This window comes from Streptomyces sp. NPDC014727, assembly GCF_043083485.1.
In the GTDB taxonomy this organism is placed as follows: domain Bacteria; phylum Actinomycetota; class Actinomycetes; order Streptomycetales; family Streptomycetaceae; genus Streptomyces.
In genome coordinates, this window is the sequence record NZ_JBIBYR010000026.1 from 59,931 (window position 1) to 84,244 (window position 24,314).

Below are 24,314 nucleotides of genomic sequence, written 5' to 3' on the forward strand. Positions count from 1 at the left end.
ACCAGCACGACCCCCGACCCAGAAGGACAGAACACCATGTGTGGAGCAAAGGCCGGCGGCCCCGACGCTTCGGGCATCAAGCCCGGTGAGACCACCATCCAGGGCAGCGTGACCCGCGACGGCGAGCCCGTCACCGGCTACGTGCGCCTGCTGGACTCGACCGGCGAGTTCACCGCGGAGGTCCCGACCTCGGCGACCGGACAGTTCCGCTTCTACGCGGCCGAGGGCACGTGGACGCTGCGCGCCCTCGTCCCGGGCGGCAGCGCCGACCGCACGGTCGTGGCGCAGACCGGTGGCCTCTCCGAGGTCGCGATCGCCGTCTAGTCACCGAACGCGGGAGCGCCGGCGCGGGTCGGTGCTCCCGCGACGCCTTGCCGGCCGAAGGGCCGTACCCCGGGGGTTGGACGCCTTCTGAAGCGGGGTACGGCCCTTCGTGCCGTTCGCGCGGGCGGGGAACGGGCCTACGCTTGAGGTATGTACGCCCGACGCCGTCGCGGCTATTTCCTGATGATGGGCGGTTGCATCGTCCTTTTCGTATCGGCCTGGGCCTTCGTCCGGCTGTGGTCGATGCCCGCCGCGATAGCGATGTGTGTCGTCGCCATGGTCATCCCGCCCGTCGCAGCCGTGGTCGCCAACCGGCGGGGCCCGGAGGACCGCTGGTGGGACGATCCGTCCGGCGACCCGCAGTCGGACGAGTGGTGGGACGAGCTCGACGGCAAGAAACGGCACTGAACGGACGGGGACGGCGCCGAAGGCCGTGGGCGCCGTCAGTAGCCGTCAGTAGACGAGGGCCTGGACGCCGTCGGCCATGATCTCGCTGACGAAGACCTGGGCCCCCGCGATGCGTACGCCCTCCAGGACGTCCTGCTCGGTGATGTCGCGACGCGCCGCGCACTGCGTGCAGAGGGTGATCCGGCCGCCCGCCTGGATCGACTCGATCAGATCCGGCAGCGGGGCGGCGTGCGGCAGTTCGAACTCGGCGGCCCGTCCCGGCAGCGCGAACCACGAGGACTCCCCGGTCAGCCAGAGGGAGACCTCCACACCACTGGCGACGGCGACCGCGGCCACCGTGAACGCCTGGGAGCAGCGCTCGGCTGCGTCGGCACCGGCAGTCACCTTGATCACGAGCTTCTTCGGCATGTGTCGAACTGTAATCGTCGGGCGGGCGGCCGCCGGGCCGACCCGTCCCGGGCCACCCCCGGGGTAACGGCCAGGTCGTAAACCCCGAACCGACGCGCAGGGGGTCAACCCATTAGGCTTGGATCCGGCCGCGTACTGCCGCCGTACCGCTCGTTCCAAGGAGTTCCCGTGCTTGAGGCATTCTTCTCCGCCCTGCTGGTCCTGGTCTGCGTCGGCGTTCTCGCCTTCGCGGGCGTGACCGTGAAGAAGCTGTACCAGGGTCAGCGCTGACCCTGCCCGCCCTCGACCCCGTCCGAGCGGGCACCCCCTGTCAGGACAACGTGACACCCACGTCCCGTTGTGTCACGTCCGAAGTCGCACCCCACCTCACAGATCGTCTGAGCCGCTCATGATCGAGATTCCGTCCGACCTCCACCCGGACCTCGTCCCGCTGGCCTTCCTCCTCGGCAACTGGGCGGGCGCGGGTGTCTCCGACTTCCCCGGCGCCGAGCAGTGCAACTTCGGCCAGGAAGTCTCCTTCAGCCACGACGGCCGGGACTTCCTGGAGTACGTCTCGCACACCTGGGTGCTCGACTCCGAGGGCAAGAAGGTCAAGCCGCTGGAGTCCGAGTCCGGCTACTGGCGCATCGACAAGGACCGCAAGGTCGAGGTCGTCATGGTCCGCGACCAGGGCGTCATCGAGATCTGGTACGGCGAGCTGGCCGACCAGAAGCCGCAGATCGACCTGGTCACCGACGCGGTGGCCCGGACCGCGGCTTCCGGCCCGTACAGCGGTGGCAAGCGTCTCTACGGCTATGTGAAGAGCGACCTGATGTGGGTCGGCGAGAAGGCCACCCCCGAGGTGGAGCTGCGCCCGTACATGTCGGCGCACCTGAAGAAGGTCGTCACTCCGGAAGAGGTCGAGGCGATGGCGAAGAGCCTCGGCGACCTCCCGGACGACGGCATCGCCTTCTTCAAGTAGTCCGCGCCCCGGCGTCCCGCCCCGGCCGGCCGCGTTCCGGCCGTTCCGTCCGCCGCCCCGCGTGCGCGGGGATCGCGGCGCGCGGTGGACGGATTTCCTTTCGCGCACAGCTGCGGGCAGGTGCTCACCCCGACCTACACTGAGCGTGTGGTGAGCACCGACTGGAAGACCGACCTCCGACAGCGCGGCTACCGGCTGACGCCGCAGCGGCAGCTTGTCCTGGAAGCCGTCGACACGCTGGAACACGCGACGCCCGACGACATCCTCGCCGAGGTGCGCAGGACCGCGTCCGGCGTGAACATCTCCACCGTCTACCGGACGCTCGAACTCCTGGAGGAGCTGGAGCTGGTCAGCCACGCCCATCTGGGGCACGGGGCGCCGACGTACCACCTGGCCGACCGCCATCACCACATCCATCTGGTCTGCCGCGACTGCACGAACGTCATCGAGGCCGATGTCGAAGTCGTCGCCGAGTTCACCGCGAAGCTTCAGGCCGACTTCGGTTTCGAGACGGACATGAAGCACTTCGCGATCTTCGGCCGCTGCGCCGACTGCACGGCGAAGGCGGCGTCCGCAGGCGCGGCCCGGACGGCCGAAGCGGCCCGTCCCGAGCCGTAAATCGCGTCGTACGCTGGTCGCATGAAGAGCCCCCTGCTGTCCCTGCCCGGTGCCGTACCCGCCGAAGGCCACGACGAAGGCGTCGCCGCGCACTACGGCGATCTGTTCCGCGAGCAGCGCGCCCTCGCCGACGGCTCCGGCCTCGTCGACCTCTCGCACCGTGCCGTCGTCACCGTCACCGGCAGCGACCGGCTGGCCTGGCTGCATCTCCTGCTCACCCAGCACGTCAGCGAACTCGCCCCGGGGCAGGCCACCGAGGCCTTGATCCTCACCGCGAACGGGCACATCGAGCACGCCCTCTATCTCGTCGACGACGGCGAGACCGTGTGGATGCACGCCGAACCGGGCACACAGGGCGACCTCGTCGCCTATCTGGAGTCCATGAAGTTCTTCTACCGGGTCGACGTCGCCGACCGCACCGAGGACTTCGCCGTGGTGTATCTGCCGGCCGGCTCCATCGCGGAGGTCCCGGACGGCGTGACGGTACGGGAGACGGCGTACGGCCGGGATCTGTTCCTGCCCCGCGCCGACCTGGAGAAGTACGCGGCCGCGCACGGCCCCCTGGCCGGCGTCCTCGCGTACGAGGCGCTGCGCGTCGAGGCGCACCGCCCGCGCGTCGGCTTCGAGACCGACCACCGCACCATCCCGCACGAGCTGGGCTGGATCGGCACCGCCGTCCACCTCCAGAAGGGCTGCTACCGAGGCCAGGAGACCGTGGCCCGGGTGCAGAACCTGGGCAAGCCGCCGCGGCGGCTGGTCTTTCTGCACCTCGACGGCAGCGAGGTCGTCCTGCCCGGACACGGCACACCGGTACGGCTCGCCGCGGACGGCGCCGAGGGCAGGCAGCTGGGCTTCATCACCACCTCGGCCCGCCACCACGAACTGGGACCGATCGCGCTGGCCCTGGTCAAGCGGAACGTCGCGGTGGACGCGGAACTGCTCGCGGGGGACACGGCCGCCGCCCAGGAGACGGTCGTGGAGCCGTAGGACCTCTCGTACGGACCGGGCCGGATCGGGGAGCGGGGCCGACCCGGACGAAGGACCCTCGGCCGTCCGGCTCCAGTGCGCAGATTCCCTACGCGCGACCGTCTGCGTCGTCCACGCCCGATGCCCGACCCGTCTGCGTCCGGACCGGGACCCGGCTCAGACCTCGACGACGACGGTGAACGGGCCGTGGTTCATGAGCGAGACCCGCATGTCCGCCCCGAACCGGCCCGTCTCCACCCGCGCTCCCAGCGCCCGCAGCTGCGCCACCACCTCGTCGACCAGCGGTTCGGCGATCTCGCCGGGCGCGGCGGCGTTCCAGGTGGGCCTGCGCCCCTTCCTGGCGTCCCCGTAGAGAGTGAACTGCGAAATCACCAGAAGTGGTGCATTCACATCGGAGCAGGACTTCTCGCCCTCCAGGATGCGAATCGACCAGAGCTTGCGGGCGAGCTGGGCCGCTTTCTCCGCGGTGTCCCCGTGGGTGACTCCCACCAGCACACACAGCCCTTCGCCGATGATTTCGCCGACCACCTCGGGTCCGCCCGACGCGCCCGCGCCGTCGGTCACCGTGACGCTCGCACCGTCCACCCTCTGTACCACTGCACGCATACAGACCAACCTATCTTGGGCTGAACGGGTACAGAGCATCCACACAGGCCCCACTGGAGTGGCACCATGCTGGGAAGGCGGTGTGCCGACGCACCGGTCGAGGGGATGGACACAAGCATGAGTACCCATGGAACCGGGCAGTCCCCCGGCGCCGTGCCGGTCGCGCGTACCGGCACCAGTACCAGTACCAGCACCATGCGCCCACCGGTCCAGCGAACCGGTCACGGCTTCGTGGACGGCTTTGTGGACGGCCTTGTGGACGGTCCGCCCGCGGGACCGCAGCCGGAGCTGGAAGGCCTGCGACTGCCGGAGCTGCGCACACTGCGCCGCGACTCGCAGCGCGACGAGGCCGACCTCAGCTATGTGCGGCGGCTGGTGCAGGGGCGGATCGACATCCTGCGGGCCGAGCTGGCCCGGCGGCTGGATCCCGAGACACCGGTGGTGGACCGGCTCTCGGAGATCCTCGCCGACACCCCGTCCCAGCACCGCTCCTCCGCCCGGCACGTCACGCTCACCACGCCGCGCAGCGACGAGTACCGCCGGCTGGCGGCCGAGACGCTGGCCGAGGTCGAACTCTCCGACCTCGACGCCCGTACGGACGAGGAGCTGCACACCGCGATGGGGCGCCTGGTCCGCTACGAACAGCAGGTCTCCCGGCGCCGTCACCAGCTGCAACGCACCGCGGACGATTGCAGTGCCGAGATCGCCCGCAGGTACCGTGATGGTGAAGCACAAGTAGACGACCTGCTCGCCTGAAGCGACCCTTCCGGGGGCGGGTTCCGCTCGTCCCCGGAAGGCCACCATGACCTCCAGCGCCGCCGCTGCCCCCTCCGTCATACCCCCCGAGTCGCTCCCCGTGCTGGCCGAGGTCGTGCGGTCCGGCTTCGTGGAAGGCCGGCACCGGGGTTCCCTGGTCGTGCTGGCGGCCGACGGCAGTGTGGAGAAGGCACTCGGCGACCCGACGGCGCCGGTCTTCCCGCGCTCCTCCAACAAGCCGATGCAGGCCGCGGCCGTGCTGCGGGCCGGGCTCGATCTGTCCGGGGAGCGGCTGGCGCTGGCCGCCGCGAGCCACTCGGGCGAGGGCTTCCACCTCGAACTCGTCACCGCGATGCTCGCCGAGCACGGACTGACGCCCGGCGATCTGCAGACCCCGCCCGATCTGCCGCTGGACCCGGCGGAGGCGGAGACGTATCTCGCCGCGGGCCATGTCCGGGAGCGGATCACCATGAACTGCTCCGGCAAGCACGCGGCCATGCTCGCCGCGTGCGCGGTGAACGGCTGGGACCGGGCGTCCTACCTCGACCCGGCGCACCCGCTCCAGCAGCTGGTGCACCAGGTGGTGGAGGAGGCGGCAGGCGAGCCCGTCTCGGCGGTCGGTACGGACGGGTGCGGGGCGCCGCTGATGGCGATCAGCCTGGTGGGGCTGGCGCGGGCCTTCCGTACGTTCGTGACGGCGGATCCCGGTACGGCGGAACGGCGGGTCGGGGACGCGATGCGGGCCCACCCCGAGTACGTGGCCGGAACGCGCCGCCCCGACACCTGGCTGATGCGGGAGGTGCCGGGCGCGCTCTCCAAGATGGGCGCGGAGGCGGTGCAGGCGGTGGCCCTGGCCGACGGCCGGGCGCTGGCCTTCAAGATCGACGACGGCGCGACACGGGCACTCGGCCCGGTGCTGGCCCGGTCGCTGCGTCTGCTCGGCATCGACGCCCCGGTGGTTTCCCGGATCGGGCACGCGCCGCTGCTGGGCGGCGGTGGCGAGGTCGGCGAGATCCGGGCCGCGTTCTGACCGGATTCCCCGTCGGCGGGAAAACCGGGCGACATTCGGTGACCCGGTATCTAGCGTGGGTGTATGCGCCTTGACGTCCGTGCGATCACCGAATCCGAGTTCCCCGGCTGGCTGCAGGCCCTGAACACCGGCTTTCTGCGCCCGCCGGTGGTGGCGGACAAGGAGGTCGCCGGCCGCCTCCCGCACACCGACCTGACCCGTACGCAGGGCGCGTTCGACGGCGGGCGGTGCGTGGCCACGTTCCGTTCGTTCGCGCAGGAACTCACCGTCGTGGGCGGCGGCGCGGTGCCGGCCGACGCGGTCTCCAACGTCACGGTGTCGCCCACGCACCGACGCCGGGGGCTGCTCAGCCGGATGATGGCTGCGGACCTGGCGGCGGCGAAGGAACGCGGCGACGTGGTCGCCACCCTGATCGCCGCCGAGTACCCCATCTACGGGCGGTTCGGCTTCGGCCCGGCGACGTGGACGACCGAGTGGGAGATCGACGTACCGAGGGCGGGCCTCGACCCCCGCTGGTCCGGTCCCTCCGCGTCGGACGGGGGCCGGATCGACCTGGTGACCGGTGCGGACGTGCGCAAGCTGGGACCGGCCCTCCACGACCGGCTGCGCGCCCGGCAGCACGGTGCGGTCAACCGCGACACCCGCTGGTGGGAGGTGAACACCGGCGAGAACCCGACCGGGCCCGGTACCTGGACGGAACCCTTCTACGCACTCTACAGCAACGCGGACGGCGAGGTCGACGGCCTGATCGCCTACCGTGCCGACGACCACTGGAGCGACGCCAAGCAGCCGCTCAACCGGGCCACGGTGCTCGGGCAGATCGCCGTCACCCCGGCCGCGGAGCGCGCGCTGTGGCACTTCGTCTGTTCGATCGACTGGATCAGCACGGTCCGCACCGGCCACCGGGCCCCCGACGACCTGCTGCCCCTCCTCCTCCCGGATCCGCGCGCGGCCCGCGTCGTGACCCAGGCGGACTGGCTGTGGGTACGCGTCCTGGACGTCGTACGCGCCCTGGAGGCCCGCACCTATGCGGTACCCGGCGCGCTGACCCTGGACATCCACGACAGCACGGGTCTGACCGCCGGCCGCTACCGCCTGGACGCCTCGGAGTCCGGCGCGACGTGCGTCCCCACCACGGCCGGTGCCGATCTCACCCTGGACGTAAGGGAGTTGGGGACTCTCTACCTGGGCGACGAGTCGCCGGTCCGACTGGCGGCCCTGGGCCGCATCGGGGAACTCGCGCCGGGTGCGGTGGCACTGGCGGAGGGAATGTTCCGGGCGGCGCGGCGACCCTGGTGCCCGGACGTCTTCTGAGACGTGGAGCCCCGGGGACGCGTACGGCGGTGATCCCGCTCCGGTTCCCGGTGCCATCGCGTGAGCCGGAGTTCAGATCCGGGCCCGAACGGGTGCTGGACGGGACGGAGCCCCTGGTGGAGGCGCGGGCGCGGGCCCGAGATGGGGAGCGCGCGGGGCCGCTCCCGGACGTCAAGTCCGGTTGAGGTCAAGGCGTACGCTTCTCGTTCATGAGCGGAGAGAAGCCCGGACCGGAAGCGGCGGCGCAGGCGGGCCGTGTGCCGCATGCGCCGATGAGCTTGCGTGAGCGGAAGAAGCAGCTGACGTACCAGGCGGTCTCCGAAGCCGCGATCGCGATGTTTCTGGAGCGGGGCTTCGACAAGGTCTCGGTGGCGGAGGTGGCGGCCGCCGCGGACATCTCCAAGCCGACGCTGTTCCGGTACTTCCCGGCCAAGGAGGACCTGGTCCTGCACCGGTTCGCCGACCACGAGGACGAGGCGGCCCGGGTGGTCGCCGCCCGTGGGGAGGACGAGTCCCCGCTGGAGGCCCTGCACCGTCATTTCCTGGACGGCCTGGAGCGGCGCGACCCGGTGACCGGCCTCTGCGACATTCCGCAGGTGCTGGCGTTCCAGCGGCTGCTGTACGGGACCCCGTCCCTGGTGGCCCGCCTGTACGGCTACCAGAGCCGCTCGGAGGCGGCGCTCGCGCGTGCGCTGGGCGACCGGGTACGGGACAGGCTGGCCGCGGGTCAGATCATCGCGGTGCTCCGCATCCTGGCCCTGGAGAACTGGCGGCGGATGGACGCGGGGGAGAGCGCGGACCGGACGTACGGGAGTGCGGTCGAGGCCGCCGGACTCGCCTTCGCGCAGCTGCGGTCGGGGCTCGGGGACGAGTGGTAGGCAGGAGCGGCGGTCGGGCTGCGGTCCGGAGCCGCAGGAACGGGAGGCAGGCCGTCGCACCGGATCATTGCGCGCCGGCGCGGCGACGGCAGCGGTGAGGGTGCCCCGCCGCACCCGCCGCCGCCGGGTGTGTCCGGCGGAACCGCTCAGGCAGGGACGTCCTTGCCGTGCAGCACCGCTTCCGCGATCTCCCGCACCCGGTCGCGCGTGATGCCGGTGCGCTGTTCCACGGCGAGGGGATGATCGGTGGGCTCCAGCTCGATGCGGGGGCGCAGGCCGATCGGGCGGGTGTGGGCGTTCGTCTTGAGGTTGGTCGTGCGCGGTGAGTACAGCCCCAACTCGGTGCTCAGCCAGCCGAAGTAGGGCTGTTCGGACTCGCGGCCGGGGGTCTCCCACACATCGAGGGCGCGGCCGAAGTTCTCCCGGCTGAGCGAGACCCAGACACCCCAGGAGAAGGGCTCCTCGCTGCCGAGGACGGGCAGCTCGATCAGGCCCTTGATGAAGTAGTGCTCGTGCCTGACGATGCACTGGTCCGAGGAGAGCATGCTGTCGGGGTCGCTCTCCAGGCTCGCGTCCCAGATGTCGGGTGCCATGGTCGAGTACCCCATCGGCAGTTCCGCGTGGTGTTCGCCGCAGCAGGAGCAGGTGTAGCCGGGGTCGATAGCCATGGGCGGGATCCTAAGGGCTGTCATTCGGATCGCGCCGGGCTCACGTGTCCCGCCCGCTGATCCGGCCTGATACGGACGGAAGACCCCGGGGACCCGAGTCGGGGATTCGCCTGCCGGCCTCGGGCCGGGGGCTCGGCCCCCGGCCCTTGCGGTCCGGCTACCCGCGACGCCCGAGCAGCGCCAGGTCGTCCTCGTCGAGCGCCAGTCGGCCGGCGGCCATGTTCTCTTCGAGGTGGGCGAGCGAAGCGGTACCGGGGATCTGCACGATCGAGGGCGAGCGGGCCAGTCCCCACGCGAGGGCGACCTGGTGCGCCGTCGCACCGTGGCGTTCCGCGACCTTCCGGAGGTTCTCGCCGGCGAGCTCGGAGTGCCCGCCGCCGAGCGCGAAGAACGGCATGTACGCGATACCGGCATCCGCGCACTCGTCGACGAGCGCCGCGTCCGCCTGATCGAGCACGCTGAATCGGTTCTGCACGGCGACGACCGGTGCGATCGAGCGGGCCTCCGCGAGCTGTCCGGCCGTCACATTGCTGACGCCGAGCTGCCGGATCAGCCCTTCCTCGCGCAGCGCGGCCAGCACGGCGAACCGCTCGCCGAGCGACTCGGCGAGCCCCGACCCCAGCCGCCCCACCCGCAGGTTCACCAGGTCGAGAGTGTCGACCCCGAGGTCCTCCAGATTCCGTTCCACCTCCGCGCGCAGCTGATCGGGGCGGGCCTCGGCGTACATCTCACCCGTCTCGTCCCGCAGCGGGCCGACCTTGGTGGCGATGGTGACGTCCGCCGGGTACGGGTACAGCGCTTCGCGCAGGAGGTCGTTGGCGCGGTGAGTGGCGGAGAAGTAGAAGGCGGCGGTGTCGATGTGCCGCGCCCCGAGCTCGACGGCGCGACGGGCCACGGCCACGGCTTTCGCCGTGTCACCGGCGGGCCCGCTCCACCGCCCCGGCAGCTGCATCGCCCCGAAACCGAGGCGCGGGACGGTGACGGTGCCGCCCAGTTCGAAGGTGCCGGGGCCGGGGGCCGGGGAAGTGGTCGAGGCCGGGTCCGGGTCCGCGTCGATCGATGAGAAGGTCATGCGGGGCAGCATGACCGCCCAAGGGCCGGATCCGCACATCCATTTCCCCTCGCGCCGGGGCTCAGGACCTCACGGCCGATCGGTGCAGGATCCGTGCCAGCTCGCGCGGCCGGGAGAACATCGGCCAGTGGCCGGTGTCCATCTCCACCAGCTCCCAGTGCTCCTCGGCGGCCAGCAGCTCGGTCACGACGTCCTTCGGTTCGTCGCCGTCGAGCAGGCACTTGATGTACGTCGCCGGAAGCTCGCCGAGCGGACGTGGCAGTACGGCGGGCTCGGTCAGCGTGGTGCCCGGGTGCGGAGTCGAGCCGTCCACGATGCGGGCGATCTGCTCGTCGGTGAGGCCCTGGCCCTCGCAATCGGCGGCCGTGAGCGGCGCCCAGAAACCGTCGTTGCCCGTGATCGTGGCCTCCAGCGCCGCCGGGCCGTTCCACCAGCCGGAGGCGAACGACTCGCCGTCGACCGGAACCTCGGAGTCGACGAAGACCACGCGGGCCAGCCGGTCACCGATCCGCATTCCGGCCTGACCGACCGGGATGCCCGAGTAGCTGTGGCCGACCAGGACGACATCGTGGAGATCGTGGCGCTCCACCTCGTCGACGATGTCCCGGACGTGGGTCTGCTGCCCTGCCCGCACATCCCGCTTCTCCGCGAGGCCGGACAGCGTCACCGGATGGGTGCCGTGCCCGGCCGCGCGCAACTCGGACACCACCTCGTCCCACGCCCACGATCCGAGCCATGCGCCCGCCACCAGTACGAATTCAGCCATGGCGGCAACGTATCGCGGAGGTACCACCGCTCGCTCCGGTTTCGAGCAGGCATCGACCGGCGTGCGGCCTTGGGGGCGCCGGCCTGCGGCCCACTCGCCGGTGCTTCGACCGTGAAGGTCCGCCCGGTCCGGACACGCGAACCCCGGGCGGACGCCTCTGTCGGCGGATAGCGTCGTGTTCACAGTGAAGGGGAGCGTGATCATGGCAGAACGTGAGGTCCCGGCTCGTGTGGTGGCGGCAGAGCGTGTCGCCTCCGAGGCGGGATTCAAGAAGAGTTGCCTCCCTGAAGTGGGCAGGCTGCTCAGGCTGGCCGCTGCTGCGAAACCCCACGGAATCATTGCGGAGAGCGGCACGGGCTCGGGCGTGGGCACCGCCTGGCTGCACAGTGGCCGAGCGGCCGGCGTCTTCGCGGACGACAAGCGGGTCAGCGTTCTCACCGGGGACTGGCGGCTGCTTGAGCAGCACGGCCCCTTCGACGTCTTCTTCTGCGACGGCGGGGGCAAACGCGACGACCCCCGGCGAGTCGTCGAACTGCTTGCTCCCGGTGGCCTTCTCGTCCTCGACGACTTCACCCCCTCGCCCCATTGGCCGCCCCGTTTCGGCGGCGAAGTGGATGAGCTCCGCATGTTCTACCTCACTCATCCAGCCCTGGACGCCACTGAAATACTCACCACACCAGCCAGTTCAGTGGTTGTCGGGGCGCGCCGCCTCTGATGGAGCCTCTCGTCCGGATCGTGCCGGGCGCGGGTGCCCGCGTCAGCCTCATGGGCTCCGGGCGTGGAGTCGGCGGAAGAAGAACGCGACCGACGAGGCATGACCCGCCGCTCAACGAGCGGCGGCGTCGGCGAGGATCGCCTGAAGTCGTGCCCGGCATTCGGCGACGAAGGCGGGATAGGTGTGCCAGTAGTAGGAGATTCCACTGACGCCGACCGCGATCGCCCAGGCGCGGGCGCGGACCCAGGTCGGTTCGTCGAGGGCCAGGGTGTTCCAGTAGGCCTGCCGTGCCCGGGGCGGCAGGTCCCAGAGCGTGGCGTGCTCGGCGTCGGGAAAGCCGACCGAGAGCCCCCCGAAGTCGATGACCGCCTGGAGTCTGCCCTCGCGGACCAGGAGGTTGGTGGGCTTGAGATCGCCGTGGAGCCACACATGAGGTCCCGAGGGATCGGGCAGGGCGAGCGCGGTTCGCCACAACCGCTCCAGGGTCTCGACGTCGAGATCCAGGCCCTCGGTGGCCCGGCAGTCCTCGAAACACCGGCCGACCCACTGGTCGCATGCCCGCAGGCTGCCTCCGCGATACCAGCTGAGGTCATCCGTGCGAGTCGCTCCCATGAGGTCGGCGCCGTGGAGCTCCCGCACGACCGCCGCCAGGTCGGCTCCGAAGGCGGACCAGTCCCGGACGGTGTCCGGGCCGGCTTCGTCACCGTCGATCCAGCGGTGGACCGACCAGACGAGTGGGAACGCGCCGCTGGGCGTCCCGGCGTGGACGTGCTCGGGGGCAGGGCAGGCCAGCAGGGGTGCCAGCCGAGGAAGCCACTCCTGTTCCTTGCGTACGGACCGGCCCGTTCCGGCGGTTCGTGGCAGGCGCACGAGAAGGTCGTCGCCCAGCCGGTACATGATGTTGTCCGTGCCCGCGCCCGCGGGTGACAACGGCAGGTCGGCCCACTCCGGGCGCTGTGCCTCCAGCAGCGACCTGACCAGCGCCTCGTCGATCGGGATCTCGTTCTCGTGAAGCGTCACGCCGGAAGTCTCGCCTCCCTCCTCGCGGCACGGCAAGCGACTTCCCCCGCGGCACCCCACGCGAGTCAGGGGTCGCGGTCGCTTCGGCGGGACGTGGACGGTGAGACCCCAGGTCAGCTGCCGACGTAGGCCGCGAGGTGCTCGCCGGTGAGGGTGGAGCGGGCGGCGACGAGGTCGGCGGGGGTGCCCTCGAAGACGATCCGGCCGCCGTCGTGGCCGGCGCCGGGGCCGAGGTCGATGATCCAGTCGGCATGCGCCATGACCGCCGGGTGGTGCTCGACGACGACGACCGACTTGCCGGAGTCGACGAGCCGGTCGAGCAGGCCGAGGAGCTGCTCGACGTCGGCGAGGTGGAGGCCGGTGGTCGGCTCGTCGAGGACGTAGACGCCGCCCTTCTCGGCCATGTGCGTGGCCAGCCTGAGCCTCTGGCGCTCGCCGCCGGACAGCGTGGTCAGCGGCTGGCCGAGGCTGAGGTAGCCGAGCCCGACGTCGGCGAGCCGCTGCAGGATCCTGTGCGCGGCCGGCGTGCGCGCCTCGCCCTCGCCGAAGAACTCCTCGGCCTCGGACACCGACATCGCGAGCACCTCGCTGATGTCACGGCCGCCGAGGTGGAATTCGAGGACCGATGCCTGGAACCGCTTCCCCTCGCACTCCTCGCAGGGGATGGCGACGCCCGCCATCATCGCCAGGTCGGTGTAGACGACGCCGACGCCGTTGCACGTGGGGCATGCGCCCTCGGAGTTGGCGCTGAACAGCGCGGGCTTCACGCCGTTGACCTTCGCGAACGCCTTGCGGATCGGGTCGAGCAGCCCCGTGTACGTCGCCGGGTTGCTGCGGCGGGAGCCCTTGATGGCTCCCTGGCCGACCGAGACCACACCCTCGCCGGAAGGGATCGATCCGTGCACGAGCGAGCTCTTGCCGGAGCCCGCGACACCGGTGACCACGCAAAGCACCCCGAGCGGGATGTCGACGTCGACGCTCTGCAGGTTGTGGGAGGTGGCGCCGCGGATCTCCAGCGCCCCGGAGGGCACCCGCACCGTCTCCTTGACGGCGGCCCGGTCGTCGAAGTGGCGGCCGGTGACGGTGTCGCCGGCCCGCAGTCCTTCGACCGTGCCCTCGAAACAGACGGTGCCGCCCGCCGAGCCGGCGCCGGGGCCGAGGTCGACGACATGGTCGGCGATCGCGATCGTCTGCGGCTTGTGCTCCACGACGAGCACCGTGTTGCCCTTGTCCCGCAGGCGCAGGAGCAGGTCGTTCATCCGGCTGATGTCATGGGGGTGCAGGCCCGTGGTGGGCTCGTCGAAGACGTACGTCGTATCGGTGAGCGAGGAGCCGAGGTGGCGGACCATCTTGACGCGCTGCGCCTCGCCGCCCGACAGCGTGCCCGACGGGCGGTCGAGCGCGAGGTAGCCGAGGCCGATCTCCACGAACGAGTCCAGCGTCTGCTGCAGCGCGGTGAGCAGCGGCGCCACCGAAGCCTCCTCGATGCCGCGCAGCCATGCGGCCAGGTCGCGGATCTCCATCGCGCAGGCGTCGGCGATGCTGATCCGCCCGATCTTCGACGACCGGGCCCCCTCGCTGAGCCGGGTGCCGTCGCACTCGGGGCAGGTGGTGAAGGTGACCGCCCGCTCCACGAACGCGCGGATGTGCGGCTGCAGTGCCTCCTTGTCCTTGGAGAGCATCGACTTCTGGATCTTGGGGATCAGGCCCTCGTAGGTGAGGTTCACACCCTCGACCTTCACCTTGGTCGGCTCGCGGTGGAGGAAGTCCCGCATCTCCTTCTCGCTGAACTCGCGGATCGGCTTGTCCGGGTCGAGGAAGCCCGACTCGGCGTAGACCCGCACGGTCCAGAAGCTGTCCGACTTCCAGCCGGGGATGGTGAACGCGCCCTCGGCGAGCGACTTGGAGTCGTCGTAGAGCTGGGTGAGGTCGATGTCGGAGACCGTGCCGCGGCCCTCGCAGCGCGTGCACATGCCGCCGGTGCGGTTGAAGGTCGCCTTCACCGCCTTCTTGTTGCCGCGCTCGACGGTGATCGCACCGCTCGCCCGGACCGAGGCGGTGTTGAAGGAGTACGCGCTGGGCGGGCCGATGTGCGGCTTCCCGAGCCGGCTGAAGAGGATGCGCAGCATCGCGTTGGCGTCGGTGGCGGTGCCGACCGTGGAGCGCGGGTCGGCGCCCATCCGCTGCTGGTCGACGATGATCGCCGTCGTCAGCCCTTCGAGTACGTCGACCTCGGGCCGCGCCGGCGTCGGCATGAATCCCTGCACGAAGGCGCTGTAGGTCTCGTTGATCAGCCGCTGCGACTCCGCGGCGATCGTGTTGAACACCAGAGAGCTCTTGCCCGAGCCGGAGACACCGGTGAACACCGTCAGCCTGCGCTTCGGTATCTCGACGCTGACGTCCTTGAGGTTGTTCACGCGCGCGCCGTGCACGCGGATCAGTGCGTGACTGTCGGCGATGTTCGGCGCAGGCGACTGCGGGTCCGTGCTCGTGGCCGTGCTCATCGTGTCTCCATCTGTTGCGCGGGACCGCCTTCGCGGTCTTCATCGGTGTCGCCCGGCTCGTACCGACCGGCCTTGAGCAGTACGTCCATTACGCACCGGCCGGACTCACCGGCTGCGGAGCCGGGCCGGTGCCGGGGGGCTCACGGCGCGCCGACCGTCACCCAGCGCATCCCCTCGAACCCGACGTCGTTGCGCACCTCGAATCCGAGCACGTCCCGCTAGAAGGCGAGCGCCTTGTCGTGGTCGTCGACGGCGATGAAGCACCGCGAAAGCCTGATTTCCATGGACCTCACGCTATGGGCGGGCCGTGCGCTCCGCTTCTCCGTTCCTGACCGGTTCCGCCTCCTCGGCCGGTTCTGCGTTTCCGGTCGGCTCCGCCTTCCGTGTCCGGTCGCGTTCCTTGTTCCTGACCGGGCGCGTGAGGATCTTGGCGACGCAGGCCGGGATGCCCGCGCCCTGCTCGTGCGCGCGCGCCCGGTACGCGCTCGGGCTCTCGCCCACCAGCTCGGTGAATCGCGAGCTGAACGACCCCAGCGACGTGCACCCGACGGCGAAGCAGACCTCCGTCACCGACAGGTCGCCGCGCCGCAGCAGGGCCTTGGCTCGCTCGATCCTGCGCGTCATCAGGTAGCTGTACGGCGTCTCTCCGAAGGCGGCGCGGAAGCTGCGGGAGAAGTGGCCGGGCGACATGTGGGACGCGCGTGCCAGTGCGGGGACATCGAGCGGTTCCGCGTAGGAGCGGTCCATCAGGTCGCGGGCCCGGCGGAGCCGAACCAGGTCCGATAGTGTCACCGGTCCAGCATCGCACGGACGCCACGCGGTGCGACGCCGTCGTGCTGCGGCAGAGGCCGGGGCTGTCCGTTCCCGGGAGACCTGAACGATGAGGTGCCTCTGATCTGCGCCTTGTCATTTCGGCCGGGATGCCTCGGTGTACGAACAGGCTCATCGCTGTCCGGATCCACTTGGCCGACGCGTACAGCCGGGCCGTGATCAACGGCTTGGCGCCAACCGCTGTACCGGTCCCAAGGCCCTCGCACAGTCCTATGGTTGGCTGATGCGCGCACACCGTATTGACCGCCCGGCCGATCTCGACGTGGTTCGTGAGTCCTATGACCGAGTGGCCGACAACTACGCCCACATGGTCGTGACAACGGGAGTCGGCGACATCCGTAGGCATCCATGGCTCAAGGCATCGATCGACGCCTTCGCCGACACCGTGAGCGGGCTCGGGCCCGTCCTCGACGTCGGCTGCGGACCCGGAACGGTGACCGCCTACCTCGCCGAACGCGGACTCGACGTGTCCGGGGTCGATCTCTCTCCTCGCATGATCGAGAACGCGCGCCGTCTTCATCCGCAATGCCGCTTCGGCGTCGCCTCCGCCACCGACCTCGACCTCGGTGAAGCGTCCCTCGGCGGCGTGCTCGGGTGGTGGTCACTGTTCAACCTCCCCCGTGATGTCCTTCCTCAGGTTCTCGCCCTGTTCGCGCGCGCCCTGAAGCCAGGCGGACACTTCATCACCGCAACGCACGTCGGCGACGAAGACGCGGTGCGCACCGAGGCCTACGGAGGTGTGCCCGTGCGTTGGACGACACACAAATGGCGGCCGGAGCAACTCGTGGACCTGATCGAGCAGGCCGGCCTGCGCCCGGTCGCCGAACTCCGGCTCCCCCCGGAGGAGTACAGCGGGCCGGGTCTGGTCGTCATGGCCGAGCGACCCGGCTGAGGATCAGGCGTCGGAAGCGGCAGGTGCCTACGGATGAGTGGGACGGGTCGGCGGTCGGTGCCCCGTTCAACCGTATGCGGCCACCTCCACGGTGCGCATCGCGAAGATCCATCAGTCGACCCGGAGGTGACATGCCCCTGCGGATGAAGCTGAGCGCGATATCGCTCGACTGCCCTGATCCGCCGGCTCTGGCGGCGTTCTATCAACAGGCCACCGGCCTCGCCCCCCACCCGAAGTCGAACCCAGTCGGGTGTCCGGTCTCGCTGAAGGTGAGGCAGCGTGAGCACCTGACCTGGGGTGCCTCAGTTTGAGCGAGACGAGGGCGGGTCGGCTGTCTCGCTCAATCCGAGGCAGTCTGGGCAGGCTTGGCGGCGATCAGCAGTGCGGCGAACACTATGGGGGCGGCTGTCTGGTACCCGATCCACACTTCACCTCCGGCGCTGCTGCCCTGCCATGCCATCAGGGCGCCGACAAGTGCCGTCAGCACCCAGCCGCTGTCGTAGGCGACCATGAGCCGGGTGTAGGTGTGCATCGATCGGCTGCGCGTATATCCGATCTCGATGCCACCGCCGATCAGCAGGGTCGTGCCTGAGACAACCATCAGCCAGGCTGGCGTGTCGAGTAACCGGCCGAGTGGGGCAGCGCCGGCGATGTAGACAGCGGCGAGCAACACCTTGAAGGCGCCATCGGCGATGGCCCCCACTGTCTGGCGGGTCACCCGCGGTGCCACGACCTGGGTCATGAGCGTTCCTCCCTGAAGCTCGTCCGACTGGTTCCGTAACGAGATTACGGTAATAATCAAACTATGAGAATGACGAGAGCGGAGACCAAGGAACGCAACCGCCGTGCCTTGCTGGACGCTGCCTTCCAGGTCGTTTCCCGAGACGGTTACCGGGCCAAGCTTGATGAGATCGCCGAACGCGCCGACCTGACCACCGGCGCCATCTACTCACTGTTCGGGAGCAAGAACGGCCTGGTGGTCGCCCTCGTCGCCGACTACCTGCGGCCGTACTACGAAGAGATCGAGCAGGCGGTTCCAAGCGGACTGGATCTCATCGAAGCGGTCGACGCCTTCGCTCGGCACTATCGGCGTAGCTGTGACGCCCCCGACGCGCGGTCTGCCCTGTCGCTCCAGATCACCTTGCTGGACATGGCCCTGCACGACCCCGACCTGGGGGCGCAGCTCGCCACGTCCATCCGGTCGCAGGAGAACCACCTGATCGAGCTGTTCACCGGAAGATCGCACAACGGGAGCGTCGTGACGCCGCATCAGGCACAGCGTCTGACCACCGCACTCAGGGCACTGTTCGTCGGCCTCGGCCAGGGCGTCACCCTCGGCCTCGCCCCTGGTGCCGACGAGCAGTTCTTCGCCGATACTGCCCGCGCTTTGGTATCCGACCTGTCTCTCATCGGTCACGGGAACTCTCAGAGCCTGCCGTCCGGACCGGCGCCGGAGGGCTGGCGTCGGTAGGGGTCGAATGCGCAAGCGTCGTAGGTGCGGTTGTTGATCCACACTCCGCTGGGACCGATGACCCGCCGCTCGCGGGGCAGAGCTGGATGTACTCCTCCTGGGCCGCTGAGCCGGAACGAGAAGTACGCCGCGCTGGCCGGCATCAGCGGGTCCCGCAGCCCGCCGTGCGGCCTCGACCGCCGGATGGCAACGACCCACTCTCGATGTGCGGCTTGTCGGTCGGGGGGCGCCTCGTCGAGCACCTGTGTCCGAACTCAGGCTTGCTGGACTGAGCCGCACGGCCATCACTACCTATAAAAACCTTCGCCCGTGCCGCCGTCCGGATGATGAGGTGGCACGGTGATGAACCGCGATGGGGCCGCGAGTGTCCGACCGTTGACACTGGCTTGGGTGAGCCGACACCTGGAGGTCGGCGAACGGATCGTCAGAGCCGAGGTGCTGCACGGCGGCATCACCGCCGAAATGCGGAGGCTGATCATCGGCACGCGGGACGGAGGCACCCGTGACCTGGTGCTGCGGACCTACGTCGACCCGTTCTACGTGGAGCACGCCGAGGACGGGCTGAACAGGGAGGCTGGCGCCCTGACCCTGCTCACGGGGACCGGCGTGCCGGCTCCTGGACTGGTCGCGGTTGATCCGACCGCCGCGCAGTGCGAGTATCCGTCGCTCCTGATGACACATCTGGCGGGCCGGACGGTCCTCGACGATGAGGGAATGGAGACGCGCGTTCCCCTGCTGGCCCGTCAACTCGTTGCGATCCACGCATTGCGACCCACCGAGCGGCCTCAGGGATATGTGACGTTGACGACCGCCGACACCGTCGTGGTTCCGAAGGGCGCCGACGCGGCGGCATGGGCCGCGGCGATCGACGTGATCCGCAAGCCCGCGCCGCCTTATGAAGGGCGCTTCCTGCACAGGGACTTCCAACCCGGCAACGTGCTGTTCGACGTGCCGCCTTCAAAACCGGCAGGTGCCCGGATCACCGGCGTCATCGACTGGGCAGCGACCTCCTGGGGACCGACGGATCTCGATGTGGCGCACTGCTCCGTCAATCTCGCGCTGCTGCACGGCCCGGCGTGGGGTCTGCGGTTCGCTGAGGCGTATGAGGAGGCCGGCGGGGTACTGGCTGCGACCGCGAGCGAGCGGCTGTACTGGCGGGTGCGGGACGGGCTGGCCGCCTCAGAAGAAGTGCAGTTGGTGGCGCAGCCATGGCGGGAGGCCGGGAGGACAGAGCTGACGACGCGAGCCGTGGAGGAGCGGCTGGATGCCTATGTCACCGCCCTGATGGACGCGCCGGGCTGACACTGGGACACAGCAGCAGATGCCCGAGATTGAGCGAGACGTACGGCCCGATGCCTCACATAGACCGAGACTCCTCGGCTTCAGCGAGACAGGACACGCGGACCCCCTCCGTGCGAGTGGTGTGGCGCACTTTTGCAAGCGGGTGCTTGCAAAAGTTAGCAAGGGTGGCGCACCATTGATGCATGGCATCCCTCAACGTCGGCAATCTCGGTGAGTATCTGCGCGAGCAGCGGCGCAACGCGCAGCTGTCGCTGCGGCAGCTCGCCGATGCCGCCGGGGTGTCCAATCCCTACCTCAGCCAGATCGAGCGCGGGCTGCGCAAGCCGAGCGCCGAGGTGCTGCAGCAGGTCGCCAAGGCGCTGCGGATCTCCGCCGAGACCCTGTATGTGCGGGCCGGGATTCTGGATGAGCGGGAGCGGGAGGAGCTGGAGACGCGGGCGGTGATTCTGGCCGACCCGTCCATAAACGAGCGGCAGAAGAGTGTGCTGCTGCAGATCTACGACTCCTTCCGCAAGGAGAACGGGTTCGAGCCCGGACCGGAATCCGGCGTCGAAGCCGGATCGGAGACCGGCGGCGAGTCCGGATCGGGCGCCGGAGCGGACGGCCGCCCCGGCGCCGACGGCCACCGCACGGCCGGCGGCAGCGATGCCGGCCCGGCTTCAAAGCCTTCAAAACCCTCACACTGAGTCTGATGATCCGGGAGGACCACAGTCATGGCCATCACCGATGACCTGCGCAAGACCCTCACCGACCCGACCCCCCTCTACTTCGCCGCCGGTACGGCCGACCTCGCCGTCGAGCAGGCGCGCAAGGTCCCGGCGCTGATCGAGCAGCTGCGTGCCGAGGCGCCGGAGCGTATCGAGGCTGTGCGCAACGCAGACCCCAAGGCCGTGCAGGAGAAGATGACCTCGCAGGCCAGGGAGGCACAGGCCACCGTGCAGGCCAAGGTCACCGAGGTGATCGGGTCGTTCGACAGCGATCTGCGGAAGCTGGGCGAGAATGCCCAGGACCTGGCGATGCGGAGTCTGGGAGTGGCAGCGGAGTACGCGGTCCGGGCCCGGGAGACGTACGAGAAGGTCGCCGAGCGCGGTGAGCAGACCGTGAGGAACTGGCGTGGCGAGACAGCCGACGAGATCGTCGAGATCGCCGTCGTCGTCGAACCGCGCAAGGAGTCCAGGCCCACGGGCACCGCGAAGACGGAGCCGGCCGCCAGGCCGGGGCAGACCGCCAAGCCGGGGCCGGCCAAGCCCTCGCCCGCTCCGAAGGCCGTCAAGCCGGAGAGCAAGGCGCCGGCCGCGTCCGCCAAGAAGGCGCCCGCGCGCAAGCCCGCCGCGAAGAAGACCACTCCGCCGACCGCGAAGTAGGGGCTTCCGTCCGGATCGGCCCGGCATGATCCGAACGAGAGGCCCTGAGCCCCGGCGCCGCCGGGGTGTGTACGGAGCAACGAGCCGGGCACCTTTCAGGGCGCCCGGCTCGTTGTCCCGGTACCTTGGCCGCGAGGCGCTCATCCATTCATTAGGCGGTGCACACCATGTTGCTCACAGGATTCAGCACACTCGTCTGGCTGCTCTACATGGTCATGCTCGTCCTGGCCGTGGTCGCCCTGTTCCTGGCCGCGACGGCCCGTGAGGACGCCTACCGCGCCGCGGACAAGCAGAAGAAGTCCTTCTGGCTGATCATCCTCGGTATCACCGTTGCCGTGAATCTCTTCGTGCCGATGCTGTTCCTGCAGATCGCGGGACTGGTCGCGTCCATCGTCTTCCTGGTGGACGTACGACCCGCGCTGAAGGGGGTCTCGGGCGGCGGTCGTCGCGGCGGCTCCAGCAGTGACGGGCCGTACGGGCCCTACAACGGCGGGCGTTGAGCGTTCGCGGGAGCCGTGGGTGAGACCGATTCGGGGCGCGGGTGCGGGATGCTCGCGCCCCGGTCGCCGTCCGTGCCCTCGCGCCGGACGAGTTCCTGGTCGCGGTCGAGCAGCAGGACCGCGACGTCGTCGGTCAGCTCGCCGCCGTTCAGCTCTCGGACCCGGGCGACCGCGGCCTCCAGGAGATCCTCGCCGGCGAGCCCCTCCGCCAGCTGCTGGTTGATCATCGCGACCATTCCGTCCTGACCGAGCCGCTGGGTGCTGTCCGGCCCCACACGCCCCTCGATCAGCCCGTCCGTGTACATCATCAGGCTCCAGGAACCGCCGAGCTTCACCTGCCGGAGCGGCCACGCGGCATCCCCTTTTCGAAGTGCCTGGGGAAGGGCGTCGCGGGGCAGCAGACCCAGGGCGGGGCCGCCGTCCTCATACGGGAGAAGGCGCGCGGTGCGGCCGTGCCGCGCGATCAGCGGAGCCGGGTGGCCCGCCAGGCAGAGGCCGGCGTGCCTGCCGTCGGGCGCGATGTCGACGGTGCACAGCGTCGCGAAGATCTCCTCGCTCTCCCGCTCGTGCTCCAGGACCTGCTGGAGCGTGGAGAGCAGTTCGTCGCCGCAGAGCCCGGCCAGGGTCAACGCCCGCCACGCTATGCGCAGTTCCACGCCGAGCGCCGCCTCGTCCGGGCCGTGTCCGCAGACGTCGCCGATCATCGCGTGGACGGTGCCGTCGGGTGTGCGCACCGTGTCGTAGAAGTCTCCGCCTAGCAGCGCCCGGCTGCGGCCGGGGCGGTATCGGGCCGCGAAGCGCAGATCGGAGCCTTCGAGCAACGGGGTGGGCAGCAGGCCGCGTTCGAGGCGGGCGTTCTCCTGGGCGCGCAGCCGGGACTCGGTGAGCTGGTGCTGTGCCACGTCGGCGCGCTTGCGTTCGACGGCGTAGCGGATGGCACGGCTGAGGAGGCGCCCGTCGAGTTCGCCGCGGAAGAGGTAGTCCTGCGCCCCGACCCGTACCGCCTCGGCGGCCAGCTCGACGTCGTCCTCCGCCGTGAGGGCGAGGACGGCATGGCGCGGGGCGATCCGAAGGACGTGCTTGAGGACGGCGAGCCGGTCGGCCTCCTCCGCTCCGTTGGAGCGGGCCTCGCCGCCGGTCGGCAGGGCCAGGTCCAGCAGGACGCAGTCCACGTCGTCCGTGAGGAGCCGGCCCGCCTCGGTCAGGTTGCGGGCGGTGCGGATACGGACCCGGGTACCGGCCGCGGCCGGTAGCTCGGGGACGGTGAAGGTGCCCGCCGGGTCGTCCCCGATCACCAGAAGGGTGAGGTCGGTGCCATGGGAGGTCTCCGCAGGGGGAACGGCGCGCTGCTGCGGTACGGGTACGGGCATCGGTTCGGGTTTCCTTCCCTCCCCCCGAGGGCGCGGCGGAGCGACGATCGACGACCCGCCAGACGGGGACCATAGCGGTCCGCGGCCGGGGAACGGAATGACGTACCGCACGCGACCGCCGGCGTATGCACCGGCATAAGCCGCGTCAGGTCACGGATCCGGCGAGATGAGCGGGGGCGGGGGGCGGATGTGGGGGCATGACAAACGTCACGCGGGGTGGTGGAGGGCGGGTGGCGCGGGTCACTGCCGTGAGGACCCGGTCCGCCGTCCGGACGGCTTCTCCGCCGGGCCGGGCGGCGCTCCCCTGTTTCGTACGGCCGGTTTTTCCCTTTTCGTACGGTCGGCCGCCGCCTCTTCGTACGTCCGGTGGCCGCGTGCTCCCGCGTGCTCGGAGGTGTCCGTCACTTGTCCGGGCGGACCACGCCGAGGATCTGCATCGAACCCGCACCCGCCAGTGTGACGTTTCGGCCGGGGCGGGGGGCGTGGACGATGGCGCCGTCGCCGATGTACATGCCCACGTGGCTGGCGTCGCTGAAGTAAATGATCAGATCTCCGGGGCGCATGTCCTTGATGTCGATGTGCTGGAGCAGCCGCCACTGCTCCTGCGAGGTGCGCGGGATGGGACGGCCCGCCGCCGCCCAGGCCTGTGACGTCAGCCCCGAGCAGTCGTACGACTTGGGGCCCTCGGCCCCCCAGACGTACGGCTTGCCGATCTGCTCCGTCGCGAAGGCCACCGCCTTCTTTCCGCTCGCGCTCGCCTCGCGGTTGATGTCCTTCAGCGCACCGGAACTGAGCCAGGCCGTCTGGAGCTTGTACTCGGCCTCCTGCTCCAGCTTCAGCAGACGGGCCCGCTCCTCCTTCTTCAGCCGGGATTCCAGCTTCTTCGCCGCGGCGATCTGCTCGTTGATCTTCTTCTTGGCCTCGGCCTGTTTGAGGCGGCCGGCTTCGAGCTTCTCCCAGTTGGTGCTCGCGTCCTGGGTGTACGTCTCCAGGTCCTGCTGGGTCCTGGTCAGTTCGCCGAGGACGCCCTGGGCGGCCTGCTGGCCCTCCCTGACGCGGTTCACCCCGTCCAGGAACAGCTGCGGGTCGTCGCTGAGCATGAACTGCGCGCCGGGCGGGAGCCCGCCGGTGCGGTACTGCTCGCGGGCCTGGGCGCCCGCCTGGGCCTTGAGCTCGGCGATCTTCGCCTGCCCCTGGACGATGGCCCGGGCCAGTTTGACGATCTCGCCGGACTGCTTCTTGGCCTTCTCCTCGGCGAGGTTGTACGCATCGGTGGCCGCCCCGGCCTTGCGGTAGAGGGCGTCGATCTCCTCGCGCACCTCTTCGAGGCTCTTCTTCGGCGCCTTGGACCCGGACTGGTGCTGTGTCACGGAGGGGGAGGGGGGTGCGGGCGCGGCGAACGCCTGGACCGGTGCGGTGAGTGCGGTCAGTGCGCAGACCAGAGTGATCGCGGCTGCGGCACAGTGACGTCGGTTCACGAGATCCCCCTCCGAATGAATCCAATGAATCTGATTTACCGTCAGTAACTTTTCTCGTCGACGCGATCGTG

27 protein-coding genes and 2 pseudogenes are annotated in these 24,314 nt (G+C 70.0%); 17 read left to right on the forward strand and 12 right to left on the reverse strand.

Annotated elements, in window-relative coordinates; all coding sequences use genetic code 11:
• The first annotated feature begins 36 nt into the window (after positions 1-36).
• Together ACF1B9_RS30175 and ACF1B9_RS30180 are read left to right on the forward strand one after the other, a co-directional pair.
• The gene (locus ACF1B9_RS30175; protein WP_351075365.1) at positions 37-324 is read left to right on the forward strand and encodes a DUF1416 domain-containing protein; all 288 of its coding nucleotides are present in this window, start codon (positions 37-39) and stop codon (positions 322-324) included.
• 150 nt (positions 325-474) lie between these two features.
• Positions 475-732: a DUF3099 domain-containing protein gene (locus ACF1B9_RS30180; RefSeq protein ID WP_391745731.1), complete on the forward strand. Its 258-nt coding sequence runs from the start codon at positions 475-477 to the stop codon at positions 730-732.
• 45 nt (positions 733-777) lie between these two features.
• On the opposite strand, the gene ACF1B9_RS30185 is transcribed toward ACF1B9_RS30180, so the two are convergent.
• Positions 778-1,140 carry a DsrE family protein gene (locus ACF1B9_RS30185; RefSeq protein WP_365689654.1) on the reverse strand — a complete coding sequence of 121 codons (363 nt, stop codon included), beginning with the start codon at positions 1,138-1,140 and terminating at the stop codon, positions 778-780.
• Positions 1,141-1,528: 388 nt separating this feature from the next.
• On the opposite strand from ACF1B9_RS30185, the gene ACF1B9_RS30190 reads away from it, so the two are divergent.
• The 3 genes from ACF1B9_RS30190 to ACF1B9_RS30200 all read left to right on the forward strand — a co-directional run bounded on the left by ACF1B9_RS30190 (position 1,529) and on the right by ACF1B9_RS30200 (position 3,706).
• Positions 1,529-2,101, forward strand: a complete 573-nt coding sequence (locus ACF1B9_RS30190; RefSeq protein ID WP_351075359.1) for an FABP family protein — start codon at positions 1,529-1,531, stop codon at positions 2,099-2,101.
• A 147-nt stretch (positions 2,102-2,248) separates the two neighbouring features.
• Positions 2,249-2,719, forward strand: coding sequence for a Fur family transcriptional regulator (locus tag ACF1B9_RS30195; protein WP_351075358.1), 471 nt, complete (start codon positions 2,249-2,251; stop codon positions 2,717-2,719).
• 21 nt (positions 2,720-2,740) lie between these two features.
• Positions 2,741-3,706, forward strand: coding sequence for a YgfZ/GcvT domain-containing protein (locus ACF1B9_RS30200; RefSeq protein WP_391745729.1), 966 nt, complete (start codon positions 2,741-2,743; stop codon positions 3,704-3,706).
• A 156-nt stretch (positions 3,707-3,862) separates the two neighbouring features.
• On the opposite strand, the gene dtd is transcribed toward ACF1B9_RS30200, so the two are convergent.
• Positions 3,863-4,312, reverse strand: coding sequence for a D-aminoacyl-tRNA deacylase (gene dtd / locus ACF1B9_RS30205; protein WP_391745727.1), 450 nt, complete (start codon positions 4,310-4,312; stop codon positions 3,863-3,865).
• A 117-nt stretch (positions 4,313-4,429) separates the two neighbouring features.
• Here dtd and ACF1B9_RS30210 point away from each other — a divergent pair, with 117 nt between their 5' ends.
• The 4 genes from ACF1B9_RS30210 (at position 4,430) to ACF1B9_RS30225 (ending at position 8,290) form a co-directional block, all read left to right on the forward strand.
• A complete protein-coding gene (locus ACF1B9_RS30210) occupies positions 4,430-5,068 on the forward strand; it encodes an ABC transporter substrate-binding protein (RefSeq protein ID WP_391745725.1) in 639 nt (212 codons plus the stop codon).
• Between the two features lie 46 nt (positions 5,069-5,114).
• Positions 5,115-6,098 carry an asparaginase gene (locus ACF1B9_RS30215; RefSeq protein WP_391745724.1) on the forward strand — a complete coding sequence of 328 codons (984 nt, stop codon included), beginning with the start codon at positions 5,115-5,117 and terminating at the stop codon, positions 6,096-6,098.
• Positions 6,099-6,161: 63 nt separating this feature from the next.
• Positions 6,162-7,412 carry a GNAT family N-acetyltransferase gene (locus tag ACF1B9_RS30220; RefSeq protein ID WP_391745722.1) on the forward strand — a complete coding sequence of 417 codons (1,251 nt, stop codon included), beginning with the start codon at positions 6,162-6,164 and terminating at the stop codon, positions 7,410-7,412.
• Positions 7,413-7,621: 209 nt separating this feature from the next.
• Entirely contained in the window at positions 7,622-8,290 is a 669-nt protein-coding gene (locus ACF1B9_RS30225) for a TetR/AcrR family transcriptional regulator (RefSeq protein ID WP_391745720.1), read from the forward strand.
• A 146-nt stretch (positions 8,291-8,436) separates the two neighbouring features.
• Here ACF1B9_RS30225 and ACF1B9_RS30230 read toward each other — a convergent pair whose 3' ends face one another.
• The 3 genes from ACF1B9_RS30230 to ACF1B9_RS30240 all read right to left on the reverse strand — a co-directional run bounded on the left by ACF1B9_RS30230 (position 8,437) and on the right by ACF1B9_RS30240 (position 10,796).
• On the reverse strand, positions 8,437-8,958 hold the full coding sequence (locus tag ACF1B9_RS30230) for a DUF2199 domain-containing protein (RefSeq protein WP_391745719.1): 522 nt from the start codon (positions 8,956-8,958) through the stop codon (positions 8,437-8,439).
• A gap of 157 nt (positions 8,959-9,115) precedes the next feature.
• On the reverse strand, positions 9,116-10,030 hold the full coding sequence (locus ACF1B9_RS30235; RefSeq protein WP_391745718.1) for an oxidoreductase: 915 nt from the start codon (positions 10,028-10,030) through the stop codon (positions 9,116-9,118).
• 61 nt (positions 10,031-10,091) lie between these two features.
• A complete protein-coding gene (locus ACF1B9_RS30240; RefSeq protein WP_391745716.1) occupies positions 10,092-10,796 on the reverse strand; it encodes an alpha/beta fold hydrolase in 705 nt (234 codons plus the stop codon).
• A gap of 196 nt (positions 10,797-10,992) precedes the next feature.
• Here ACF1B9_RS30240 and ACF1B9_RS30245 point away from each other — a divergent pair, with 196 nt between their 5' ends.
• Complete coding sequence (locus ACF1B9_RS30245) at positions 10,993-11,511, forward strand: O-methyltransferase (RefSeq protein ID WP_391745715.1); 519 nt, start codon at positions 10,993-10,995, stop codon at positions 11,509-11,511.
• Positions 11,512-11,622: 111 nt separating this feature from the next.
• Here ACF1B9_RS30245 and ACF1B9_RS30250 read toward each other — a convergent pair whose 3' ends face one another.
• From ACF1B9_RS30250 to ACF1B9_RS30265, 4 genes and pseudogenes are all read right to left on the reverse strand, one after another.
• On the reverse strand, positions 11,623-12,531 hold the full coding sequence (locus ACF1B9_RS30250; RefSeq protein WP_391745713.1) for an aminoglycoside phosphotransferase family protein: 909 nt from the start codon (positions 12,529-12,531) through the stop codon (positions 11,623-11,625).
• A gap of 113 nt (positions 12,532-12,644) precedes the next feature.
• Positions 12,645-15,035, reverse strand: a complete 2,391-nt coding sequence (locus tag ACF1B9_RS30255; RefSeq protein WP_391745712.1) for an ATP-binding cassette domain-containing protein — start codon at positions 15,033-15,035, stop codon at positions 12,645-12,647.
• 143 nt (positions 15,036-15,178) lie between these two features.
• A pseudogene (locus ACF1B9_RS30260) lies at positions 15,179-15,319 on the reverse strand (VOC family protein); the annotation flags it as partial.
• Between the two features lie 10 nt (positions 15,320-15,329).
• Positions 15,330-15,782 carry a helix-turn-helix transcriptional regulator gene (locus tag ACF1B9_RS30265; protein ID WP_391745812.1) on the reverse strand — a complete coding sequence of 151 codons (453 nt, stop codon included), beginning with the start codon at positions 15,780-15,782 and terminating at the stop codon, positions 15,330-15,332.
• Between the two features lie 307 nt (positions 15,783-16,089).
• On the opposite strand from ACF1B9_RS30265, the gene ACF1B9_RS30270 reads away from it, so the two are divergent.
• Both ACF1B9_RS30270 and ACF1B9_RS30275 read left to right on the forward strand, forming a co-directional pair.
• Positions 16,090-16,758 carry a class I SAM-dependent DNA methyltransferase gene (locus tag ACF1B9_RS30270; RefSeq protein ID WP_391745710.1) on the forward strand — a complete coding sequence of 223 codons (669 nt, stop codon included), beginning with the start codon at positions 16,090-16,092 and terminating at the stop codon, positions 16,756-16,758.
• A gap of 131 nt (positions 16,759-16,889) precedes the next feature.
• Positions 16,890-17,000, forward strand: a pseudogene (locus ACF1B9_RS30275) (VOC family protein); the annotation flags it as partial.
• A 98-nt stretch (positions 17,001-17,098) separates the two neighbouring features.
• Here the strand turns inward: ACF1B9_RS30275 and ACF1B9_RS30280 are convergent.
• A complete protein-coding gene (locus ACF1B9_RS30280; RefSeq protein WP_391745708.1) occupies positions 17,099-17,500 on the reverse strand; it encodes a hypothetical protein in 402 nt (133 codons plus the stop codon).
• A 69-nt stretch (positions 17,501-17,569) separates the two neighbouring features.
• Between ACF1B9_RS30280 and ACF1B9_RS30285 the strand changes: the two genes are divergently transcribed.
• From ACF1B9_RS30285 to ACF1B9_RS30305, 5 genes are all read left to right on the forward strand, one after another.
• Positions 17,570-18,229 (forward strand): TetR/AcrR family transcriptional regulator, encoded by a 660-nt coding sequence (locus ACF1B9_RS30285; protein ID WP_391745811.1) that lies wholly within the window; start codon positions 17,570-17,572, stop codon positions 18,227-18,229.
• 342 nt (positions 18,230-18,571) lie between these two features.
• Complete coding sequence (locus tag ACF1B9_RS30290; RefSeq protein ID WP_391745707.1) at positions 18,572-19,531, forward strand: phosphotransferase family protein; 960 nt, start codon at positions 18,572-18,574, stop codon at positions 19,529-19,531.
• 182 nt (positions 19,532-19,713) lie between these two features.
• Complete coding sequence (locus ACF1B9_RS30295; protein ID WP_391745705.1) at positions 19,714-20,217, forward strand: helix-turn-helix domain-containing protein; 504 nt, start codon at positions 19,714-19,716, stop codon at positions 20,215-20,217.
• Positions 20,218-20,244: 27 nt separating this feature from the next.
• Positions 20,245-20,895, forward strand: a complete 651-nt coding sequence (locus ACF1B9_RS30300) for a hypothetical protein (RefSeq protein ID WP_391745704.1) — start codon at positions 20,245-20,247, stop codon at positions 20,893-20,895.
• Between the two features lie 167 nt (positions 20,896-21,062).
• Positions 21,063-21,395, forward strand: coding sequence for a DUF2516 family protein (locus ACF1B9_RS30305; RefSeq protein WP_391745703.1), 333 nt, complete (start codon positions 21,063-21,065; stop codon positions 21,393-21,395).
• Here the strand turns inward: ACF1B9_RS30305 and ACF1B9_RS30310 are convergent.
• Complete coding sequence (locus tag ACF1B9_RS30310) at positions 21,377-22,765, reverse strand: PP2C family protein-serine/threonine phosphatase (RefSeq protein WP_391745701.1); 1,389 nt, start codon at positions 22,763-22,765, stop codon at positions 21,377-21,379. The genes ACF1B9_RS30305 and ACF1B9_RS30310 overlap by 19 nt on opposite strands.
• Positions 22,766-23,166: 401 nt before the next feature.
• Positions 23,167-24,243 carry an NlpC/P60 family protein gene (locus tag ACF1B9_RS30315; protein ID WP_391745700.1) on the reverse strand — a complete coding sequence of 359 codons (1,077 nt, stop codon included), beginning with the start codon at positions 24,241-24,243 and terminating at the stop codon, positions 23,167-23,169.
• Between the last annotated feature and the right edge of the window lie 71 nt (positions 24,244-24,314).

Bases quoted from the DNA above. Each gene is read 5' to 3' on its own strand.
- ACF1B9_RS30175 (WP_351075365.1), top strand. From the start codon at position 37: ATGTGTGGAGCAAAGGCCGGCGGCCCCGACGCTTCGGGCATCAAGCCC.
- ACF1B9_RS30180 (WP_391745731.1), top strand. From the start codon at position 475: ATGTACGCCCGACGCCGTCGCGGCTATTTCCTGATGATGGGCGGTTGC.
- ACF1B9_RS30185 (WP_365689654.1), bottom strand. From the start codon at position 1,140: ATGCCGAAGAAGCTCGTGATCAAGGTGACTGCCGGTGCCGACGCAGCC.
- ACF1B9_RS30190 (WP_351075359.1), top strand. From the start codon at position 1,529: ATGATCGAGATTCCGTCCGACCTCCACCCGGACCTCGTCCCGCTGGCC.
- ACF1B9_RS30200 (WP_391745729.1), top strand. From the start codon at position 2,741: ATGAAGAGCCCCCTGCTGTCCCTGCCCGGTGCCGTACCCGCCGAAGGC.
- dtd (WP_391745727.1), bottom strand. From the start codon at position 4,312: ATGCGTGCAGTGGTACAGAGGGTGGACGGTGCGAGCGTCACGGTGACC.
- ACF1B9_RS30210 (WP_391745725.1), top strand. From the start codon at position 4,430: ATGAGTACCCATGGAACCGGGCAGTCCCCCGGCGCCGTGCCGGTCGCG.
- ACF1B9_RS30215 (WP_391745724.1), top strand. From the start codon at position 5,115: ATGACCTCCAGCGCCGCCGCTGCCCCCTCCGTCATACCCCCCGAGTCG.
- ACF1B9_RS30220 (WP_391745722.1), top strand. From the start codon at position 6,162: ATGCGCCTTGACGTCCGTGCGATCACCGAATCCGAGTTCCCCGGCTGG.
- ACF1B9_RS30225 (WP_391745720.1), top strand. From the start codon at position 7,622: ATGAGCGGAGAGAAGCCCGGACCGGAAGCGGCGGCGCAGGCGGGCCGT.
- ACF1B9_RS30230 (WP_391745719.1), bottom strand. From the start codon at position 8,958: ATGGCTATCGACCCCGGCTACACCTGCTCCTGCTGCGGCGAACACCAC.
- ACF1B9_RS30235 (WP_391745718.1), bottom strand. From the start codon at position 10,030: ATGACCTTCTCATCGATCGACGCGGACCCGGACCCGGCCTCGACCACT.
- ACF1B9_RS30240 (WP_391745716.1), bottom strand. From the start codon at position 10,796: ATGGCTGAATTCGTACTGGTGGCGGGCGCATGGCTCGGATCGTGGGCG.
- ACF1B9_RS30255 (WP_391745712.1), bottom strand. From the start codon at position 15,035: ATGAGCACGGCCACGAGCACGGACCCGCAGTCGCCTGCGCCGAACATC.
- ACF1B9_RS30265 (WP_391745812.1), bottom strand. From the start codon at position 15,782: ATGGACCGCTCCTACGCGGAACCGCTCGATGTCCCCGCACTGGCACGC.
- ACF1B9_RS30270 (WP_391745710.1), top strand. From the start codon at position 16,090: ATGCGCGCACACCGTATTGACCGCCCGGCCGATCTCGACGTGGTTCGT.
- ACF1B9_RS30280 (WP_391745708.1), bottom strand. From the start codon at position 17,500: ATGACCCAGGTCGTGGCACCGCGGGTGACCCGCCAGACAGTGGGGGCC.
- ACF1B9_RS30285 (WP_391745811.1), top strand. From the start codon at position 17,570: ATGACGAGAGCGGAGACCAAGGAACGCAACCGCCGTGCCTTGCTGGAC.
- ACF1B9_RS30290 (WP_391745707.1), top strand. From the start codon at position 18,572: ATGAACCGCGATGGGGCCGCGAGTGTCCGACCGTTGACACTGGCTTGG.
- ACF1B9_RS30295 (WP_391745705.1), top strand. From the start codon at position 19,714: ATGGCATCCCTCAACGTCGGCAATCTCGGTGAGTATCTGCGCGAGCAG.
- ACF1B9_RS30300 (WP_391745704.1), top strand. From the start codon at position 20,245: ATGGCCATCACCGATGACCTGCGCAAGACCCTCACCGACCCGACCCCC.
- ACF1B9_RS30305 (WP_391745703.1), top strand. From the start codon at position 21,063: ATGTTGCTCACAGGATTCAGCACACTCGTCTGGCTGCTCTACATGGTC.
- ACF1B9_RS30310 (WP_391745701.1), bottom strand. From the start codon at position 22,765: ATGCCCGTACCCGTACCGCAGCAGCGCGCCGTTCCCCCTGCGGAGACC.